This window comes from Knoellia sp. Soil729 (assembly GCF_001427985.1).
Classification (GTDB): Bacteria; Actinomycetota; Actinomycetes; order Actinomycetales; family Dermatophilaceae; genus Knoellia.
The window spans coordinates 1-18,413 of record NZ_LMSA01000003.1 but is presented as its reverse complement, the minus strand read 5'-3'; the positions used below and the strand labels follow the sequence as shown (position 1 = coordinate 18,413).

The window sequence follows — 18,413 nt, the reverse complement described above, 5'->3', positions numbered from 1 at the left end:
CACTCGGGATCCATAAGCACTCACTATGCCTGACCAAACAACATGTGATGCAATGGCTCGACCCGCAGACCGCCGAAGGAGGCACCGTGCACGCTCCCGCCCTGACTCCGCCCCCATCCGTCGACAGGTGCGCCACCGGCACGGATGGGGCACCAGCGCTCTTCCCGCCCAAGGACGCGGACGCCGACACCTACCGCGCCTGGTTGGCCCGTGCCGCGTGGCCCGAGGTGGTCTTCGGCGCGCAGCTGCCGACCGCGACCACCGCGATCACTGCGACAGCCGCGACGGCCGGCGTCAGGACCTGACCGCTCGGCGCGGCTTCTTGGACGGCCGCACGACGAGCACCGGGCAGGGAGCGTACTGCTGCACGCGCTGAGCCGTGCTGCCCAGCAGCACCGTCTCGCTGATGCCGCGCGACCCGCTGGCGACGACGATGAGGCCGGCGCGGAGCTGGGTCGCGGCCTTGATGATCTCGTTGGCCGGCGAGCCGCTGCGGGTGCGTTTGTGCACCTTGGGACCCCAGTCGGCGAAGACCTGCGCCACGACCTCGATCGCGGCCTCGGCGTCCGCGCGGAAGGACGCGCCCTCGCCCGCTGCCCGCCCCGCCGAGGACGGGCCGAGCTCGTTGGAGAAGGACACAGCGGCCAGGGGCCGCACCACCGCGAGCACCGAGACGTCGGTGACCTTCGTGGCGTCGAGCACGGTCGTGGCGTAGCGGGCCGCCGTGAGCGACTGCTTGGAGCCGTCGGTGGCGATGATCACGTGCATGTCGTCAGGCCTCCTGCGTGGGGTCGGGTTCTGAGGGCTCGCCCGAGTTCTTGCTGCGTGCGCCCGAGCGCCCGAAGAGCAGCTCGGCCACGAACAGCATGCCGCCGAGGGCGAGCAGGCCGGCACACCAGATGAGGGACCCGGGGTCGTCGATGACGACGTAGCCGAGCAGCAGAATGTTGCCGAGGATGCCGACCCACAGCAGCACGGTCGGCGCGTGGTAGACGTCCTCCCGCTCCTCCTCACCTCGCAGCTTGAGGGCCGAGACGATGACGAGGGCATAGATGAACAACGTGAAGACGACGGTGACCAGCGCCAGCCGCTCGACCACGTCGACCCCGACCCCGGCACGGTTGAGGGCTGCGCCGACGACGAGCAGGCCGCACACCACGGCGGCGGCAAAGCTCAGCGCCACCCACGGACTGCGCCGGTTGGCGTGGATGCGGCCGAAGACGCCGGGCACGACGTCCTCACGGGACATGCCGTAGAGGATGCGCGACTGGGTGACGACGGCCACGAGCGTGGTGTTGGTGATGGCCGTCATCGCAATGACGGCGAAGAGGATGGTCATGACGCCGACGGGGACGGGCAGGACCCCCGCCTTGACGACCTCGAGCAGGGCGGCGTCGGACTTGGCGAGCGTACCCACCGGCACGACGAGGGCGGCCGTGGCCGCCACGACGACGTAGATGAGGCCGGCGGTGACCATGCCGCCGATGAGGGCTCTGGGGAAGGTCCGGGACGGCTCGACCGTCTCCTCGGCGACGTTGGCGGCGTTCTCGAAGCCCGTCATGGCGAAGAACGCGAGTGCCACGCCGGCGATGATGGCAAAGACCGGGCTCTGGTCACCCGTGTCCAGCTGGGCCAGGGTGCCGAAGTCCGCCTTGCCCTGCGCGACGTAGACGATGCCAATGATGACCACGATGACCAGGCCGGCGATCTCGACGAAGGTCATGACCATGTTGGCCACCACCGACTCCGTGATGCCGATGAAGTTCACGACGGCGAGGATGAGGATGAACACGAGCGTGACCAGCAGCGCCGGCGGGAGGTCCCAGACCTCACTGAAGTAGTGGGAGAACCCGGTCGCGAGTGAGCCTGCGGCCGCGAAGCTCGCCGAGAGCATGCAGACGGTGATGAGGAACGTGAGCGCCCGGTTGCCGAAGGCCTTGTTGACGTAGAGGGCTGCCCCGGCCGCCTGGGGGAACTTCGTCACCAGCTCGGCGTAGGCCAGCCCGGTGATCGTCGCGATGGTGATGCCGACCGCGAACGCGATCCAGAAGGCGCCCCCCACGGCCGCCGCGACGAGCCCGATGAGGACGTAGATCCCCGATCCGAGGACGTCACCCAGGACGTAGAAGTAGAGGAGCCGCCCGGTGATGGACCTCTTGAGGCCGTCGTCCTCATCGCCCACCAGGGCTGGCGCATCGCTCTCGTCAAGCACGGGGTCCCCCTCTTCCTGCCCGCGTGGCGGGCTCGCCCAGTCGACCCTAACAACGCACCGGCACGGGCGCGCGGCGAGCGACGGGGGCAGTCGCGGACCAGGAGTCGCTGTCAGACCAGCGGGGCCGACGTCCGCACCATGGCGATGCGACGCCCCAGTCGCGTCAGCCCGATCCGCTCCTCGGCTGCGCGCAGCGGCGCCATCCAGTCCGGCTCCGCCTCCAGCTCGACGAACCCCTGACGCTCATAGAACGGCGCGTTCCAGGGCACGTCCGCAAACGTGCGCAACGTGACCTCCCGGCCACCACGCAGAGTGACCTCCCGGCATACGCCATCGACGAGACTGGTGCCCAGACCACGCCGACCGTGGGCAGGGTCGACCACGAGCTGTTCGAGATGCCACCCACCACCCAGCTCGAGGACGTGAGCGAACCCCACCACGGGCTCGCCGGTCACGAGCAGGAACCCGGGCTCGGCCGCTCGCTCCTTGCCGGAGGGCGGCGGTGGCCAGTGGACCTCGTCGAAGACCGTCTCGAACAACGTGTCCCCCGATGCCTCGACGGCCGCCAACCCGGGCAGGTCGGCGGCCGTGGCGAGCCGGACGTCGGTCATCAGACCAGGGTGGGCTTGACCTCGGCCAGGCGGGCGAGCAGCCCGTTGACGAACTTGGGTGAGTCGTCGGTCGAGAGCTCCTTCGCGAGCGCGACGGCCTCGCTGATCGCCACCGCCTCCGGCACCTCGGAGAAGAGCACCTCGTAGGCGCCGAGCCGCAGGATCGCGCGGTCGACCGCCGGCATGCGCTCGAGCGACCAACCCTGCGAGTAGGTCGTGAGCAGGTCGTTGATCTGCGTCCAGTGCCCCACGACCCCCGTGACCAGGTCGGCGGTGAACTCGTTGAGCGGGACCTCGGTCACCGGCGTGGCCAAGCGCTCCCTGAGCAGCTCACTGGCGTTGAGCTGACGCTGCTCCGCCTCGAAGAGCAGGTCGATGGCGCGTCTGCGCGCCTTGGTCCGGGCACCCATGTGGAGAGCAGCCGCCGATCAGTTGACGCGGCCGAGGTAGGACCCGTCGCGGGTGTCCACCTTGACCTTGTCGCCGGTGTTGAGGAAGAGCGGGACACCGATCTCGGCGCCGGTCTCGAGGGTGGCGGGCTTGGTGCCACCGGTGGAGCGGTCGCCCTGCAGGCCCGGCTCGGTGTACTGGATCTCGAGGACGACCGACGCGGGCAGCTCGATGAAGAGCACGTTGCCCTCATGGCGGGCGACGATGGCGTCCTGGTTCTCGAGCATGAACTTGGCCGCGTCACCGACGATGGCCGGCGTCACGGTGATCTGGTCGTAGGTGTCACCGTCCATGAACACGTAGTCGGTGCCGTCGTTGTAGAGGTACTGCATGTTGCGCTTGTCGACGTTGGCGGTCTCGACCTTGGTGCCGGCGTTGAACGTCTTGTCGACGACCTTGCCCGAGAGGACGTGCTTGAGCTTGGTGCGCACGAAGGCCGGGCCCTTGCCGGGCTTGACGTGCTGGAACTCCACCACGGTCCAGAGCTGGCCCTCGAGGTTGAGGACGAGGCCGTTCTTGAGGTCGTTCGTCGATGCCACGTGTCATCACTTTCAAGGAGAAATTTTCAAGGATCCGGTATGCCGCCTGCGCACGGAGCGCGGACAGTCACGGACGTCTGGTGCAAAAGATTCGTCGGGAGTCTATCCGCGAAGGCGCGCCCGCCCGAATCCACCGGCTCCCACCCCTCCCCCACACCTCCCCTTTTCCGGCTGGTCCCGTCAAGGGAGCGTTCGGCCGGGAACCGTTCCGGGCCGAACCCTCCGTATCCGTGATGCGCCGGAAAAGGTGTGGCGGGGTGGGGTTCGGTCGCTCAGAGGAACTGCGAGGGGTCGAACTCGTCGATCGGGATGACCCGGATGCGCGGCAGCGGCGAGGTGAAGGCCCTGACGTCGTACTCGAGGTCGAAGCTCTCGAGCCCGTCGGCCTCGAGCGCCGTGAAGCCGCTGTTGCGGAACTCGCGGAACGCCATGACCCCCACGCGGCGCTCGTCGTCGAGCAGGGCCTCGAGCTCCTCGAGGAAGTCGCCGTCGTGGCTGACGAGCATGACGTCGGCGTCACGGTCGCGGATGGCGCGCAGCGTCTTCTGGATGGCGACGTCGACGACCTTGACGTCGGCCGACCCGGACAGCGGCACCGGAGTGAACCCGAGCGCGTTGAGCGCCTGGATGAACGACATCGGCATGCTCGTCGACGCGTTGAGGAAGAACAGGCCGCGCACGTCCTGCTCCCACTTCTCACGGGCGAAGGACAGGAGCCGGTCCCAGCGCGGGCGCTCGTCGGGCTGCGGGCGCCGGCCGAGGATCGAGGTGCCGAGGGTGGCGTCGATGTTCTCGCCGTCGACGAGGACGTAGGTCAGCACTTCGGTGTCGGACATGCTCGGAGTCTAGGTCTCGACCCGGTCGAGGCGAGGTGGCGCACGCTCTCCCGTCACGGCATACCGGGTTTCCACCGAACGAGAGCCGGGCACGGCAGACTGCGTGGCATGAGAGCGAAGTCGATCCTTGGTGCCACCGTGGCCGGGCTGGCCGGTGTCGCGGTGCGCGACCTCACCCAGAAGAAGCACTCGCTGACACGCAACTTCCCCGTCATCGCGCACCTGCGTTTCACGCTCGAGAAGATCGGCCCCGAGCTGCGGCAGTACATCATCACGAGCAACGACGAGGACCGGCCGTTCTCGCGGGACCAGCGGTCGTGGGTCTATGCCAGCAGCAAGAACGAGAACAACTACACGGGCTTCGGCACCGACAACGACGTCGAGCACCTGCACAACTACCCCATCGTCAAGCACCGCACCTTCTCGGTGTCGGCCCCGTCGACGGCCGTGGCGCACGGGCACCACGACGAGAAGATCGAGCTGCCTGCGGCCAAGGTCCTGGGTGGTCCTCGGGGCCGCACCCACGCCTTCCGCCCGACCTCCGTCGTCAACGTCTCGGCCATGAGCTTCGGCTCGCTGTCGGGCAACGCGATCGAGGCGCTCAACCGGGGGGTCGCGCTGGCCGGGGCCCTGCACAACACGGGCGAGGGCGGGCTGTCCGAGCACCACCGCAACGGTGGCGACCTCATCTTCCAGGTCGGCACGGCCTACTTCGGGTGCCGTGACGAGCAGGGCCGGTTCGACCTCGCCCGCCTCAAGGACCTCGTCCAGAGCGCGCCGGTCAAGGCGATCGAGGTCAAGCTCAGCCAGGGCGCCAAGCCAGGGCTCGGCGGACTGCTCCCCGCCGCGAAGATCACGCCGGAGATCAGCCGGATTCGCGGAATACCGATGGGTGTGGACTGTGCCAGCCCGTCACGGCACGCCGAGTTCGACAGCGTCGACTCGATGCTCGACTGGGTCGAGCGCATCGCCGACGAGACCGGACTGCCGGTCGGCATCAAGTCGGCCGTCGGCGAGCAGGACTTCTGGGACCAGCTGGCCGAGCAGATGTCCGGGCGAACCCGCGGCGTCGACTTCATCACGGTCGACGGCGGCGAGGGCGGGACCGGCGCGGCTCCGCTCGTGTTCACCGACACCGTCGCGCTGCCCTTCCGGGTGGGGTTCGCCCGGGTCTACTCGACATTTGCGCGCGCCGGTCTCACCGACGACGTGGCCTTCATCGGCAGTGGCAAGCTCGGCCTGCCGGACAACGCCCTCGTCGCGTTCGCCCTCGGGGCGGACATGGTCAACGTGGCCCGTGAGTCGATGCTCGCGCTGGGCTGCATCCAGGCCCAGAAGTGCCACACCGACCGCTGCCCGACGGGCGTCGCAACCCAGGACACGTGGCTGGCCCACGGCCTCGACCCCGCCCTGAAGTCCGTGCGGCTCGCGAACTACATCCAGACCCTGCGCCGTGACCTGCTCAAGGTCTCGGAGGCCTGCGGTGTCGCGCACCCCGGGCTCATCGACGCCGACTCCATCGAGATCCTCGACGGCAACCGCAGCGGGGTGCCGCTTCGCGAGGTCTACGGCTACCAGCCCGGCTGGGGCGCGCTCGGCCCAGAGCTCGAGCGTGAGATCACCTCGATCATGTGGCCCGAGCGTGACCACGACACGGAGGCACCTGAGTCCGCCACCGCCACCGACTGACCCGACGTGCCCACGGCGGGCGGGTCACCATTTCTGTGTCAGGCCGCCCGAGGCCACCTTCTCAGCCCGGCCGCGGGGCTTCGCGCCACGACTAGACGTGGGTCGCGGCAAGACGCCCGCGCAGGGAGCGTCCGAGCGACGATCCCACGAGCAGTCCCAGCGAGATCGCGATGGCGACGCCGAGGACGCCCAGTGCCATCTCGGTGCCCGACTCGTGGCCCGCTGCCAGCTCGGTGACGCCCACCAGCCCCAGGCTTCCCGGGACGAGGAGCCAGAAGGCGGGCAGGAAGAGGACGAGGCGGGCGAGCTCGGGTCGCCGCAGCTCCACGACGCTGGCCCCGAGGCTCGCCGAGATCGCTCCCAGGAAGCCACCGAGTCCGATGGAGCCGAGCTGTTGTCCGGCGACCTGCGCGCCGAAGGCCAGCGACAGCACGAGCAGCACCCAGCCCTGCATGGCCAGCGGAACCCCTTCCATCAGCCCGATGGACAACCCGATCAGGAGCAGGCCCACCGGCGCTGCGGCCCACCCGATCTCGTCGACCCGGAGGTTGGCGAGCAGGGCGGACGGGACACGCAGCAGGGTCGTGGCCATGAGCAGCCCCAGGGCGAAGAGCCCGAGCTGCACCAGTCCGTAGCTGAGCCGGGCCGACCCCGCCTGCATGTGCCCGGCCGCGAGCTCGGACAGGCCGTTGACGACGAGGGCGCCCGGGAGGAGGACGGCCAGCGGCGGCAGCACGGTGCGCAGCGGACCCTCCAGGAGCCCGGCGTTGGCTGCGCCGAAGACGACCAGGGAGACCAGGAAGGCAGCCAGGGTCGGGAGCAGGGTCTTCACCACCTCGTGGTGCTCGGCCAGCCTCACCAGGGCGTGGACGACGCCAGCACCCACCACGGCCGCTGCGACGTTGGCCCATCCCGGTTGCAGGATGAGGGAGATGCCCGCGGCCAGCACGGGCCACGCCAGGGCGATGAGCCACTGCGGGTTCCCGACCGGACGCTGGGCGACGACCGCAAGCTGTTCCCGGGCGTCGTCGGCTGCGAGCTCACCGCGCGCCAGCTGGTGACGGATACGGCGCACGCTCGCCGACTGGTGCAGGCGCAGGCCAGGAGGTGCGGAGCGATGCGTCGTGGGGCCGCCGTCGGTCAGGGTGACGAACAGTCCGGTGGGTCCGACGGCTGACTCGGCCTCGGGGTAGCCGAGGCGAACGGCCACCTCGGCCAGCTCCTCCTCGATCTCGTGGGCCGGCTGACCGGCCGCGATCAGCGAGGTGCCGAGATGGGCCAGCAGGGCCCGGATCTCGGCCGCGTCGTCAGGGGTGGCAGGGAGTGGGCTCACAGTCTCAGGATGCTCTCACGGGTGGTGCGGGGCCTGCGGCCGATGGTCAGGGCGACAGCGCCGCGCCCGGGCGGCGCTACCCCGAAGCGTCGTCGTTAAACGTCTCAGACGCACCAAAAAAATGCCCTGACCTGCACTGATCGTTTCTCCACTTCTGCTCGCATCACCGCTATGGTGCGAAGGGAGGCCATCAGGGTGGTGGCGGTGAGGAGACTGTGCTATGGGGACCACGCGGAACCGAACCAGGATCGCTCTCACTGCGGCTGGACTGAGCGCCGCGGTGGCACTCAGCGGCTGCGCCGGCGTCGGAGGCAAGGGTGAGGAGGCCTCCGGCAGCGGCTCGTCCGGAGGCGACGGCGGCAACAGCTTCGCCGGCGACCCGAGCGGCAACCTGACCATCATGGGCTTCGGCGGCGAGGACGAGGTGGCGCAGGCTCGCGTCGACGCCTTCACCAAGGCCCACCCGTCGGTGAAGGTCTCGCACCCCAAGGGCGAGTTCGACGCCCAGCAGTTCCTCACCGCTCTCGCTGCGGGGAACCCACCCGACCTCGTCTACGTCGACCGGGCCATCATCGGGACGTATGCCGCCCAGGGTGCCGTCGTGCCGCTCACCGACTGCGTCAAGGCACGCAAGGTCGACACGAGCGCCTACCGGGAGGCGGCGATCAACTCGCTCACCCTCGACGGCAAGCTCTACGGCATCCCGGAGTTCTACGTCGTCCAGGTCAACCTCATCGACGCCAAGACGCTGAAGTCCAAGGGGATCGATCCCTCGAAGATCCAGACCAAGGACTGGCCCGCCCTCAAGTCCACCGCCACCTCGCTCTACGAGAGCAACGGCTCGAAGATCAAGCGGGTCGGCTTCGACCCCAAGCTCCCCGACTCGTTCCCCCTGTGGGCATTGATCAACGGCGCGCAGATCGTCAAGGACGGTGGCGCCCCGAACCTCAACGACCCCAAGGCGGTCGAGGCGCTGGACTACGCGATCACGCTGGTCGAGGCCCAGGGCGGCTGGACGAGCTTCAAGGCCTTCCGCGACTCCTTCGACATCTTCGGCGACAAGAACCCGCTGACCACGGGCACGATCACCGCCTTCCCGATGGAGAACTGGTACGTCAACGTGCTGCGCGACTCGATCCCTGCCGGCTTGCAGCTCGCGGCGCAGCCGATCACCGACCGGCAGGGCAACCCGGTGAGCACCCTGGGCGGTTCGGCCTGGGCCATCCCCAAGGGCGCCAAGAACCCGACGGCTGCCTGCGCCTGGGCCGCCGAGATGACGGCGACGGACACGTGGATGAAGGCCGCCGAAGCCCGCATCGCGAAGACCAAGGCGGACAAGAGCTTCTTCACCGGGCTCTTCACCGCCAACAAGGTGGCTGACGAGAAGATCCGCGAGACCTACAAGGAGCCGGCGCCGAAGCCGGGCTTCGAGCAGGCCATCCAGGCCTTCTACGACACCCTCGACACGGCGAAGGCGATGCCTGCATCGGCTGCCGGCGCACAGATCGACGCAGCCTGGAAGGCGGCCGTGGGGCGGGCCCTGGGTGGACAGTCAGCCCAGGCAGCGCTCGACCAGGCCCAGAAGGAGGCCCAGGCAGCCTTTGACAAGGCCAAGAAGTGAGCCGCGCCCGCAGGGGCGGGGGTGGCGCGGCCGGCGAGAACCGGGCCGGATGGCTGTTCATCAGCCCATGGATCCTCGGCTTCGTGATCTTCACCGCCGGCCCCATGGTCGCGAGTCTGGTGCTGTCGTTCACCGACTACTCGCTCGTCGGTGAGACCCACGGAGTGGGCACGGCAAACTACGCCCGGCTCGTCGAGGACCCCCGCGTCGCCAAGTCACTCACCAACACGTTCGTCTACGCCCTGATGTTCGTGCCGCTGGGCACCGTCGTGGCGCTGGCGCTGGCGATGCTCCTGGCTCGGGTCGGACGAGCGGCCGGGTTCTTCCGCACCGCGTTCTACCTGCCTGAGATGACGCCCGCCGTGGCTGCTGGAGCGCTGTTCCTGCTCCTCCTCAACGGCCAGACCGGGCTGGTCAACACGGTGCTCGGCTGGTTCGGCATCACCGGCCCGAACTGGACCACCGACCCGGCTTGGCTCAAACCCTCGCTGGCCGTCGTCAGCCTGTGGTCGATGGGTGGCACCGTCGTCATCCTGCTGGCAGCCCTGGCCAACGTCCCCCGACAGCTGCAGGAAGCGGCCCTGCTCGACGGAGCCGGACCCTGGCGGCGCTTCACCAACGTGACCCTGCCGATGATCTCCGGTGCGGTCTTCTTCGCCGTCATCACCAACACGATCGCGGCCCTGCAGATGTTCGACCAGGCCTACACGATGTTCTACGGGCCCCAGCAGTCCAGCTCTGCGTCCGAGGAGTCCCTCGTCTACATGGTCTACCTGTTCCAGAACGCCTTCGAGTTCTTCGACATGGGCTTCGCGTCGGCCATGGCCTGGCTGCTCTTCGGAATCATCATGATCATCACGGCCATCCAGCTCAAGCTCGGCAACCGCTGGGTCTACTACGAGGGGGACAGGGCATGAGCACCGACGTCACGACCCCGCCGGTACCGGCGGGCCCACCACCGGCAACCGACCTGCGCCCGGCCCAACCCCAGGAGTCCCCGGGCCGCCGACCGAGCATCGGCGAGCGCCTCACCCAGGCGGCCTACCTGCTCATCCTGCTCGCGGCGACGGCCATGTTCGTCTACCCGCTCGTCTGGCTCGTCTCGGCCTCGCTCAAGCCGAAGTCCCAGGTCTTCGACAACCGGCTCATCCCCAGGCAGGTGCAGTGGTCGAACTTCGTGGAGGTGTGGAACGCCGGGCCGGTCCTGCGCTGGCTGTTCAACTCGACGACGGTCGGCCTCATGGCGGCCACCGCCGTCACCCTCTCGAGCGCCCTCGTCGCGTTCGGCTTCGCCTACTTCAGGTTCCGTGGCAAGAACGTGCTCTTCGGGCTGGTCCTGTCGACGATGATGCTGCCCGGCGCGGTGACGATGGTCCCCGTCTACCTCATCTGGAACAAGCTCGGTTTCGTCGACACCCAGATCCCCCTCTGGGCGCCGAACCTCTTCGGGACCGCGTTCTACATCTTCCTGCTGAGGCAGTTCTTCCTCGGCATCCCCCGGGAGCTGTTCGAGGCCGCGCGCGTCGACGGGTGCGGCTACCTGCGCATGTTCTGGCGGATCGCGCTGCCGCTGTGCCGGCCGGCGCTGATCATCGTCTTCGTCTTCGAGCTCAAGGCGAGCTGGTCGGACCTCATGAAGCCACTGATCTACCTGCAGACGCCGGACTACTTCACGATGCCCCGGGGCCTCAAGCAGATCGTCGACGGCTATGCGCTCAGCGGCGAGTACCACTGGGAGATCGCGATGGCGGCGACCCTCCTCGCGACCCTGCCCATGGTCCTGGTCTTCGCCTTCGCCCAGCGCTACATCCTCGACGGCATCGCCACGACGGCGAAGCAGGGCTGAGCACTCACGGGCCCCATCTGGCGGGCCCACCACAGCAATCGCAACCGGTACGGCAATGGACAAGGAGCGGATGGCATGGGACGAACAGACCGGATCGCCGAGCCCTGGGGCACGCGTACGCCGTACGGACCCGGGGAGGAGTGGCCCGTGCGCGTCGACTCCTTCCTCGCCGACGGGCTGACGCCGCAGGACGTCGACCGGTGGGTGCAGTCGGCGACGATCCTGCACTCCAACGGCGACGGCCTCGACATCGCCGTCAAGGACGAGCAGATCGTCGGTGTCCGGGGCCGGGCAGTGGACCGGGTCAACCACGGACGACTCGGGCCCAAGGACCTCTACGGCTGGCAGGCGAACTCCTCCCCGGACCGGCTCACCAAGCCCCTCATCCGTCGCAACGGAGAACTGGTGGAGACCGACTGGGAGACCGCCATGTCGGCCGTCGCCAACCGCACCAAGGAGCTCCTGGCAGAGCGCGGACCCAGCTCGATCGCGTTCTACACCACCGGCCAGCTGTTCCTGGAGGAGTACTACACCCTGGGCCTCATCGCGCACGGCGGCATCGGCACCAGCCACGTCGACGGCAACACGCGCCTGTGCACGGCGACGGCCGCCGCGGCGTTGAAGGAGTCGTTCGCCTCCGACGGCCAGCCCGGCTCCTACACCGACATCGACCACGCCGACGTCATCTGCCTCTACGGCCACAACATGGCCGAGACCCAGACCGTGCTGTGGAGCCGCATCCTGGACCGCCTCTCGGGACCGAACCCGCCGAAGGTCATCTGTGTCGACCCACGGCAGACGCCCGTCGCGGACTCGGCCACGATCCACCTGGCACCTCGACCGGGCACCAACGTGATGCTCATGAACGCGCTCCTGCACGAGATCCTGGAGCAGGACTGGGTGGACCACGACTACATCGACGCCCATGCCGTCGGCTTCGACGAGCTCGAGAAGATGCTCAAGGACTACTCCACCGAACGGGCGGCCGAGGTCTGCGGCGTCCCGGCAGAGCAGCTGCGTGAAGCGGCCCGGCTGATCGGCACCTCCGAGCGGCTGATGTCCACCGTGCTCCAGGGCTTCTACCAGTCGCACCAGGCCACAGCGGCCGCCGTCCAGGTCAACAACATCCACATCGTGCGCGGCATGCTCGGGAAGCCCGGGTGCGGGGTCCTGCAGATGAACGGCCAGCCGACTGCCCAGAACACCCGCGAGGCCGGCGCTGACGGTGACCTCGCCGGCTTCCGCAACTGGTCCAACGACTCCCACGTCAAGGACCTCGCCAAGGTGTGGAACATCGACCCGATGGACATCCCGCACTACACCGCCCCCACGCACGCGATGCAGATCATGCGTTATGTCGAGGACGGCTCCGTGCGCTTCCTCTACGTGAGCGCGACCAACCCGGCGGTGTCCATGCCGGAGCTGGCGAGGATGCGCAGCATCCTCTCCCAGGACCGACTCTTCCTCGTGGTCCAGGACATCTTCCTGTCCGAGACCGCCCAGCTCGCCGACGTCGTTCTGCCCGCCGCGACGTGGGGCGAGAAGACCGGCACGTTCACCAACGTCGACCGCACGGTCCACCTCTCGGAGAAGGCTGTCGACCCACCCGGGGAGGCACGCAGCGACCTCGACATCTTCGTGGACTACGCCCGCAGGCTCGACCTGCGCGACAAGGACGGCGAGCCACTGGTCAAGTGGACGACGCCCGAGCAGGCCTTCGAGGGATGGAAGGAGTGCAGCCGTGGCCGGCCCTGCGACTACACCGGCATCACCTACGACAAGCTGCGGGGCGGCAGCGGCATCCAGTGGCCCTGCAACGACGAGCACCCGGACGGCACCGAACGCATCTACGTCGACGGGAAGTTCTGGTCGGACCCGGAGTACTGCGAGAGCTATGGCCGCGACCTCGTCACCGGTGCACCGGTGTCACCCACCGAGTACAAGGCGCTGAACCCGCAGGGCAAGGCGGTGCTCAAGGCCGCCGAGTACCTTCCTCCCCACGAGCTGCCCTCAGAGGACTACCCGTTCCAGCTCATCACCGGGCGCACGCTCTACCACTTCCACACCCGGACCAAGACAGGCCGGGCGCCGCAGCTGCAGGCCGCTGCCCCGGACGTCTGGGTCGAGGCCTCGGCCGTCGACGCGGCGGAGCACGGCTGGCAGGAGGGCGACGTCCTGCGCGTGACGACGCCACGCGGCGAGGTCACGGCCCGGCTGCGGATCAGTGGGATTCGAGAGGGGTCGCTCTTCCTGCCCTTCCACTACGGCTACTGGGACACCAGCGGCGGCGACCACCCCACGGACTCGGGACGCGCCGCCAACGAGCTCACCCTCACGGACTGGGACCCCGCGTCGAAGCAGCCCATCTTCAAGACCGCTGCTGCAGCGGCGACCCGCGTGGAGGCCTCGCAGGGACGTGCGGCGCCGGCGCCGACCACCACCGCATCGAGGCCGGTCGACCCTGCCAGCGTGCCCCCGACCACAGGCGGCGACGCTGCGCTGGCCGAAGAGCAGATCCAGACAGAGGAGGTGGCACGATGAGCGGCTCGAGCGCGCCCCGGCGGCCCTCGCGCGGGACCAGGATCGGCATGGCCATCGAGGAGCTGCACCGGAGCGAGAACGACCTGGCCGGTGCACTGCTCAACCTCTCGGACCAGCAGAAGGCCAACCACGAGATCTTCTACGTTGCCCGCGACGTCGCGCGCTGGTCGCAGGAGCATGTCCGCCGGCTGGCCGAGATCGGTCGCGACCACGACCTCGAGCTCGACCCGGAACCCGAGGACGAGACGGCGCTGCTGTCCCGGCTCAAGCAGAAGACCTCCGAGCTCACCGGTCGGTTCCACGAGCCGGGCCTTCTGCTCCTCGCAGATCTGCGGCACCTGCACCGCGTCGCGGCTGGCGTGTCCCTGGACTGGGAGGTTCTCGCGCAGACGGCCCAGGCGATGCGCGACGTCGAGCTGCTCGAGCTGGCGGAGGACTGCCATCCGCAGACGCTGCGACAGATGCGGTGGGCCAACGCCCAGGTCAAGGAGACTGCTGCCCAGATCATGGTCACCGGCTGAGGACGGAGCGCCACGTGGACGTGCGCGTCGGGCTGTGCGGCTGGACGGTCGCCCAAGCCGCCTATGTGCGCCGCTTCCCGGTGCTCGAGGTGCAGCACACCTTCTACGACCCACCGTCGGACGCCGTGCTCTTGCGCTGGAGGACCCAGGTACCGGCCGGGTTCGAGTTCACGATGAAGGCCTGGCAGGTCGTCACCCACGAGTCCAGCAGTCCCACCTACCGGCGCCTCAAGCGTCCCCTGCCGCAGGACGCCATGGGACAGGTGGGAGGGTTCCGCACGACACCGCCCGTCCTCGCGGCCTGGCAGCGCACCCTCGAGTGCGCGCGCATCCTGCACGCCACGGCGGTGCTGCTGCAGTGCCCGAGGAGCTTTCGCCCCACGGGCGAGAACGTGGCCCGGCTGCGCAGCTTCCTGACACAGGTGGAGCGTCCCACCGGGAGGCTGCTGTGGGAGCCACGTGGTGACTGGCCCACGCAGCTGGTCGGGAACCTGTGTGCGGAGCTGGACCTCGTCCACGTCGTCGACCCCATGCATGCCGAGACGGTGACCCCCGACCGGACCTACTACCGGCTGCACGGCACCTCGGGGTCGCGGCACGTGCACACGGATGTCGAGCTGCGCAGGCTGCGCGACCTCGTCGCCGACCGGCCCTCGCCCTACGTCATGTTCAACAACCTGCCGCGCACCGGTGACGCGGAGCGGTTCCAGGCCCTGCTCACCCCCGCAGAGAGCGCGCGCCGAGGTCGTTGACCCGTCTGGCCGCTTGACGGAGCACCCGGTGGTTCAGCGGCTCACTGCGACGTATGCCGTGTGCAGCTGCTCGTCCGTGGGGCCTTCCAGCCGCACGGGTCGGGCGAGGTCCTCGAGGACGACGAAGCGCAGCAGCGAGCCGCGGGTCTTCTTGTCGCGGCGCATCGCCGTCTCGAGCTCCTGCCACCGGCCGGGCTCGTAGGACGTGGGAAGGCCCACGGACTGCAACACGGATCGGTGGAGGTCGACGCCTTCGCGTGCGAGTATGCCTGCCGCACAGGCCAGCTCGGCTGCGAAGACCATGCCGATCGCGACCGCCTCACCGTGGCGGCGCTGGTAGTGCTCCACGTGCTCGATGGCGTGGGCGAACGTGTGCCCGTAGTTGAGGATCTCGCGCAGCGAGGACTCCTTGAGGTCCTGGCTCACCACGTCGGCCTTGACGACGATCGCGCGCTCGATGAGCTCGAGGGTGTGCGGGCCATCGGGTCGGGTGGCTGCCTCGGGGTCCGCCGCGACGAGGTCGAGGATGACGGGGTCGACGATGAAGCCGGCCTTGACGATCTCGGCCATGCCGGCGACATAGTCCGCCCGCGGCAGGGTCGCCAGCACGTCGACATCGCACAGTACGGCGCGCGGCGGGTGGAACGAGCCAACGAGGTTCTTGCCCTCGGCGGTGTTGATGCCGGTCTTGCCGCCAACGGCAGCGTCGACCATGCCGAGCAGCGTGGTGGGCACCTGGATCACCGGGACCCCGCGCAGCCAGGTGGCGGCGACGAAGCCCGCGAGGTCGGTCACGGTCCCTCCCCCGACCCCGACGACGACATCGGTGCGGGTGAAGCCGTGCTGGCCGAGCAGGGCCCACAGGTCGGCCGCGACGGCCGCGGTCTTGGCGTTCTCGGCGTCAGGAACGCACACGGCATACGCCTCGATGTCCCTGTCCCGCAGGGAGGTTGCGACCTGCTCTCCCAGGGCGCGCATCGACTCGGGATGGACGACGAGCGCACGCTGCACGCCCTCACCGACGAGGCCGGCGACCCGTGACGAGCACCCAGCCTCGATGACGACGTCGTAGTCGCCACCGACGGAGACCACGCTCATCGGGAAGCCTGCAGGCGTCCGACGATCTCCTCGACGATGTCGGCGACGGCGCGCCCCGCCGTGTCGACGCGGTGCGTCGCGACGGACTCGTAGGTCGGCCGGCGTTCGTTCATGAGCTTGGTCCAGGAGGCGCGTGGGTTGATGGCGAGCAGCGGCCGGCTCCCGTCGAAGCCCACGCGCTTGGCTGAGTCCGCGATGGCGACGTCGAGGAACACGACGACGTGGTCCTCGAGGACTCCCCGGGTCTCGGGATCCATCGGGGCGCCGCCGCCGAGGGCGACGACGCCACGTTCGGCACTGAGGGCACGAGCCACCTCGGCCCGCTCGAGGGCGCGGAAGGCCGGCTCCCCCTGGAGGACGAAGATGTCCGAGATCGAGCACCCCTGGTCTGCCTCGATCGCCGTGTCGGTGTCGTGGAAGTCCACCCCCAGCGCCGCGGCGAGGGCCTGCCCGATGGTCGTCTTGCCTGCCCCGGGCGGGCCGACGAGGACGACGGCCGGGCGCGCCTGCTCCGTGGTCACCATGAGCGCATCGTCCCGGGGATGGCGGCAAGGTATGCCGCGTGGTTGCGTCGCGTCTCCTCGACCGAGTCGCCGCCGAACTTCTCCAGGCAGGCCTCGGCCAGGACGAGGGCGACCATGGCCTCGGCGACGACCCCGGCTGCGGGCACGGCGGTCACGTCCGAGCGCTGGTGGATGGCCTTGGCCTCCGCCTCACCCGTCGTGTCAATGGTGTCGAGGGCACGCGGGACGGTGGAGATGGGCTTCATCGCGGCGCGCACGCGCAGCACGTCGCCGTTGGACATGCCGCCCTCGGTGCCGCCGGCGCGTCCGGTCCGGCGTCGGATGGTGCCCGAGTCGTCGCGCTCCATCTCGTCGTGCGCCGCCGACCCCCGGCGGGCTGCCGTGCGGAAGCCGTCCCCGACCTCGACCCCCTTGATGGCCTGGATGCCCATGAGGGCTCCGGCGAGCCGCGCGTCCAGGCGACGGTCCCAGTGCACGTGCGAGCCCAGGCCAGGCGGCAGTCCGTAGGCGACGACCTCGACGACCCCGCCGAGGGTGTCGCCGTCCTTCTTGGCGGCCTCGACCTCGGCCACCATCGCGGCCGCGCCGTCCGCATCGAGGGTCCGGACCGGGTTGGCGTCGATCTCGGCGACCTGGTCGGGGGTCGGCAACGGCGCGTCGTCGGCGACACCGGCCCCGCCCATCGACACGGTGTGCGACACCAGCCGGATCCCGTAGGCCTGCTCGAGGAAGCGCGAGGCGACCTCACCGAGCGCCACCCGGGCGGCGGTCTCGCGGGCGGAGGCGCGTTCGAGCACCGGGCGCGCATCGTCGAAGCCGTACTTCTGCATCCCGACGAGGTCCGCGTGCCCCGGACGGGGGCGAGTCAGCGGTCGGTTGCGGGCGATCTCCTTGTCGGCGTTGACGTCGTTGGACGCGGCGTAGGCCTCGTCCGAGACGGGGTCGGCCGACATGACGGTCTGCCACTTGGGCCACTCCGTGTTGCCGATGCGGATCGCGACGGGCGACCCCATCGTCAGCCCGTGCCGGACGCCGCCGAGGAACTCGACCTCATCCTGCTCGAACTTCATCCGAGCGCCTCGCCCATAGCCCAACCGGCGACGGGCCAGTGCCTCGGCGACATCCGCGCGAGTCACCTCGACGCCGGCTGGAAGGCCGTCGATCGTGGCCAGGAGGGCAGGGCCGTGCGACTCACCTGCGGTCAACCAACGAAGCATGGCCAGATCCTCCCACGGTGAGTCGCAGTGCCCGTGTGGTGCTCAGACAATGGGCGCGTGGCGAGCGTCCACACCACACGAAGCGTCGCTGGTCTCCCCGGCGTGGCTGGTGCTCGCGCAGCTCGCCGGGGGTGTCGTCCACCTCATCGTCGAAGCCATTGGCTACCGAGTTCCGGCACTCGACTCGACGATGAGCGACGCAGAGGCCGAGACACGGGTGCAGCAGCGCTGGCAGAGCTCCATGATGCTCCACCTCGCTCTGATCGAGGCCATCGCCATCGGGTCGCTCGTCGTTCCCTGTGCCCTTGAGGGCGGACTCCTGACCTACGCGGTCGGCGCCGCCGTGCCCCTGACAATCATGGCAATGCACGTGTGGCCCTGGTCCCGGCCGGTTAGCACGGTCGCCCAGGCCCTGGAGGCAGAGGGCCGTGCGTCGCACCTGCCCGAGATGTTCGGGCTCACTCCCAGAGAGCCATCCAGCAGTACTGAGGCACAGTGCCACGTACGGCCTATTCAAGAATGAACCCTTCCTGTCAACCTGAGTGTGAGTCACTTGGGAGGTTGGAATGCGGCGGAACTGGTCGTCGGTGGAGAAGGCGTCGATGGTGGCGGAGTACTTGGTG

Annotated in this window: 19 protein-coding genes; 9 read left to right on the top strand and 10 right to left on the bottom strand. The window is 69.1% G+C overall.

Annotated elements, in window-relative coordinates:
- Positions 1-86 precede the first annotated feature (86 nt).
- Complete coding sequence (locus tag ASG74_RS11835) at positions 87-305, top strand: hypothetical protein (protein WP_156465389.1); 219 nt, start codon at positions 87-89, stop codon at positions 303-305.
- Here ASG74_RS11835 and ASG74_RS11830 read toward each other — a convergent pair.
- From ASG74_RS11830 to ASG74_RS11805, 6 genes are all read right to left on the bottom strand, one after another.
- Positions 295-768 (bottom strand): universal stress protein, encoded by a 474-nt coding sequence (locus tag ASG74_RS11830; RefSeq protein WP_056143627.1) that lies wholly within the window; start codon positions 766-768, stop codon positions 295-297. The two genes, ASG74_RS11835 and ASG74_RS11830, sit on opposite strands and share 11 nt — an antisense overlap.
- 4 nt (positions 769-772) lie before the next feature.
- Positions 773-2,212, bottom strand: coding sequence for an APC family permease (locus ASG74_RS11825; RefSeq protein ID WP_056143624.1), 1,440 nt, complete (start codon positions 2,210-2,212; stop codon positions 773-775).
- A gap of 110 nt (positions 2,213-2,322) precedes the next feature.
- Positions 2,323-2,823 (bottom strand): GNAT family N-acetyltransferase, encoded by a 501-nt coding sequence (locus ASG74_RS11820; protein ID WP_156465388.1) that lies wholly within the window; start codon positions 2,821-2,823, stop codon positions 2,323-2,325.
- The gene (nusB, locus tag ASG74_RS11815; RefSeq protein WP_056143622.1) at positions 2,823-3,233 is read right to left on the bottom strand and encodes a transcription antitermination factor NusB; all 411 of its coding nucleotides are present in this window, start codon (positions 3,231-3,233) and stop codon (positions 2,823-2,825) included. The genes ASG74_RS11820 and nusB overlap by 1 nt, the downstream gene beginning before the upstream one ends.
- A gap of 18 nt (positions 3,234-3,251) precedes the next feature.
- Positions 3,252-3,812, bottom strand: coding sequence for an elongation factor P (efp, locus tag ASG74_RS11810; protein ID WP_056143619.1), 561 nt, complete (start codon positions 3,810-3,812; stop codon positions 3,252-3,254).
- A gap of 272 nt (positions 3,813-4,084) precedes the next feature.
- Positions 4,085-4,648, bottom strand: a complete 564-nt coding sequence (locus tag ASG74_RS11805) for an NYN domain-containing protein (protein ID WP_056143615.1) — start codon at positions 4,646-4,648, stop codon at positions 4,085-4,087.
- Between the two features lie 108 nt (positions 4,649-4,756).
- Between ASG74_RS11805 and ASG74_RS11800 the strand changes: the two genes are divergently transcribed.
- A complete protein-coding gene (locus ASG74_RS11800) occupies positions 4,757-6,337 on the top strand; it encodes an FMN-binding glutamate synthase family protein (protein WP_056143612.1) in 1,581 nt (526 codons plus the stop codon).
- 91 nt (positions 6,338-6,428) lie between these two features.
- Here ASG74_RS11800 and ASG74_RS11795 read toward each other — a convergent pair whose 3' ends face one another.
- Positions 6,429-7,670 (bottom strand): threonine/serine ThrE exporter family protein, encoded by a 1,242-nt coding sequence (locus ASG74_RS11795; RefSeq protein WP_056143608.1) that lies wholly within the window; start codon positions 7,668-7,670, stop codon positions 6,429-6,431.
- Positions 7,671-7,950: 280 nt separating this feature from the next.
- Between ASG74_RS11795 and ASG74_RS11790 the strand changes: the two genes are divergently transcribed.
- The 6 genes from ASG74_RS11790 (at position 7,951) to ASG74_RS11765 (ending at position 14,951) form a co-directional block, all read left to right on the top strand.
- A complete protein-coding gene (locus ASG74_RS11790; RefSeq protein ID WP_056143606.1) occupies positions 7,951-9,291 on the top strand; it encodes an extracellular solute-binding protein in 1,341 nt (446 codons plus the stop codon).
- Positions 9,288-10,208 carry a carbohydrate ABC transporter permease gene (locus ASG74_RS11785; protein ID WP_056143604.1) on the top strand — a complete coding sequence of 307 codons (921 nt, stop codon included), beginning with the start codon at positions 9,288-9,290 and terminating at the stop codon, positions 10,206-10,208. Before ASG74_RS11790 ends, ASG74_RS11785 begins: the two co-directional genes overlap by 4 nt.
- Complete coding sequence (locus ASG74_RS11780) at positions 10,205-11,137, top strand: carbohydrate ABC transporter permease (protein WP_082569712.1); 933 nt, start codon at positions 10,205-10,207, stop codon at positions 11,135-11,137. The genes ASG74_RS11785 and ASG74_RS11780 overlap by 4 nt, the downstream gene beginning before the upstream one ends.
- Before the next feature lie 75 nt (positions 11,138-11,212).
- Positions 11,213-13,678, top strand: coding sequence for a molybdopterin oxidoreductase family protein (locus ASG74_RS11775; RefSeq protein WP_056143601.1), 2,466 nt, complete (start codon positions 11,213-11,215; stop codon positions 13,676-13,678).
- Positions 13,675-14,199, top strand: coding sequence for a hypothetical protein (locus ASG74_RS11770; protein ID WP_056143600.1), 525 nt, complete (start codon positions 13,675-13,677; stop codon positions 14,197-14,199). Before ASG74_RS11775 ends, ASG74_RS11770 begins: the two co-directional genes overlap by 4 nt.
- A gap of 14 nt (positions 14,200-14,213) precedes the next feature.
- The gene (locus tag ASG74_RS11765) at positions 14,214-14,951 is read left to right on the top strand and encodes a DUF72 domain-containing protein (RefSeq protein WP_235498927.1); all 738 of its coding nucleotides are present in this window, start codon (positions 14,214-14,216) and stop codon (positions 14,949-14,951) included.
- Positions 14,952-14,984: 33 nt separating this feature from the next.
- Here the strand turns inward: ASG74_RS11765 and aroB are convergent, their stop codons facing one another.
- From aroB to aroC, 3 genes are read right to left on the bottom strand one after another with little or no spacing between them, the layout of a single operon-like run.
- Positions 14,985-16,049, bottom strand: coding sequence for a 3-dehydroquinate synthase (gene aroB, locus ASG74_RS11760; protein ID WP_056143597.1), 1,065 nt, complete (start codon positions 16,047-16,049; stop codon positions 14,985-14,987).
- Complete coding sequence (locus tag ASG74_RS11755) at positions 16,046-16,573, bottom strand: shikimate kinase (protein ID WP_056143595.1); 528 nt, start codon at positions 16,571-16,573, stop codon at positions 16,046-16,048. Before ASG74_RS11755 ends, aroB begins: the two co-directional genes overlap by 4 nt.
- Positions 16,567-17,790 carry a chorismate synthase gene (gene aroC, locus ASG74_RS11750; protein WP_056143593.1) on the bottom strand — a complete coding sequence of 408 codons (1,224 nt, stop codon included), beginning with the start codon at positions 17,788-17,790 and terminating at the stop codon, positions 16,567-16,569. Before aroC ends, ASG74_RS11755 begins: the two co-directional genes overlap by 7 nt.
- Positions 17,791-17,899: 109 nt before the next feature.
- On the opposite strand from aroC, the gene ASG74_RS11745 reads away from it, so the two are divergent.
- A complete protein-coding gene (locus tag ASG74_RS11745; protein ID WP_056143590.1) occupies positions 17,900-18,313 on the top strand; it encodes a hypothetical protein in 414 nt (137 codons plus the stop codon).
- Positions 18,314-18,413: the final 100 nt, after the last annotated feature.

Excerpts from the sequence above, each read along its gene's own strand:
- ASG74_RS11830 (WP_056143627.1), bottom strand. The coding sequence starts at position 768 with ATGCACGTGATCATCGCCACCGACGGCTCCAAGCAGTCGCTCACGGCG.
- ASG74_RS11820 (WP_156465388.1), bottom strand. The coding sequence starts at position 2,823 with ATGACCGACGTCCGGCTCGCCACGGCCGCCGACCTGCCCGGGTTGGCG.
- nusB (WP_056143622.1), bottom strand. The coding sequence starts at position 3,233 with ATGGGTGCCCGGACCAAGGCGCGCAGACGCGCCATCGACCTGCTCTTC.
- ASG74_RS11805 (WP_056143615.1), bottom strand. The coding sequence starts at position 4,648 with ATGTCCGACACCGAAGTGCTGACCTACGTCCTCGTCGACGGCGAGAAC.
- ASG74_RS11800 (WP_056143612.1), top strand. The coding sequence starts at position 4,757 with ATGAGAGCGAAGTCGATCCTTGGTGCCACCGTGGCCGGGCTGGCCGGT.
- ASG74_RS11780 (WP_082569712.1), top strand. The coding sequence starts at position 10,205 with ATGAGCACCGACGTCACGACCCCGCCGGTACCGGCGGGCCCACCACCG.
- ASG74_RS11775 (WP_056143601.1), top strand. The coding sequence starts at position 11,213 with ATGGGACGAACAGACCGGATCGCCGAGCCCTGGGGCACGCGTACGCCG.
- ASG74_RS11770 (WP_056143600.1), top strand. The coding sequence starts at position 13,675 with ATGAGCGGCTCGAGCGCGCCCCGGCGGCCCTCGCGCGGGACCAGGATC.
- aroB (WP_056143597.1), bottom strand. The coding sequence starts at position 16,049 with ATGAGCGTGGTCTCCGTCGGTGGCGACTACGACGTCGTCATCGAGGCT.
- ASG74_RS11755 (WP_056143595.1), bottom strand. The coding sequence starts at position 16,573 with ATGGTGACCACGGAGCAGGCGCGCCCGGCCGTCGTCCTCGTCGGCCCG.
- aroC (WP_056143593.1), bottom strand. The coding sequence starts at position 17,790 with ATGCTTCGTTGGTTGACCGCAGGTGAGTCGCACGGCCCTGCCCTCCTG.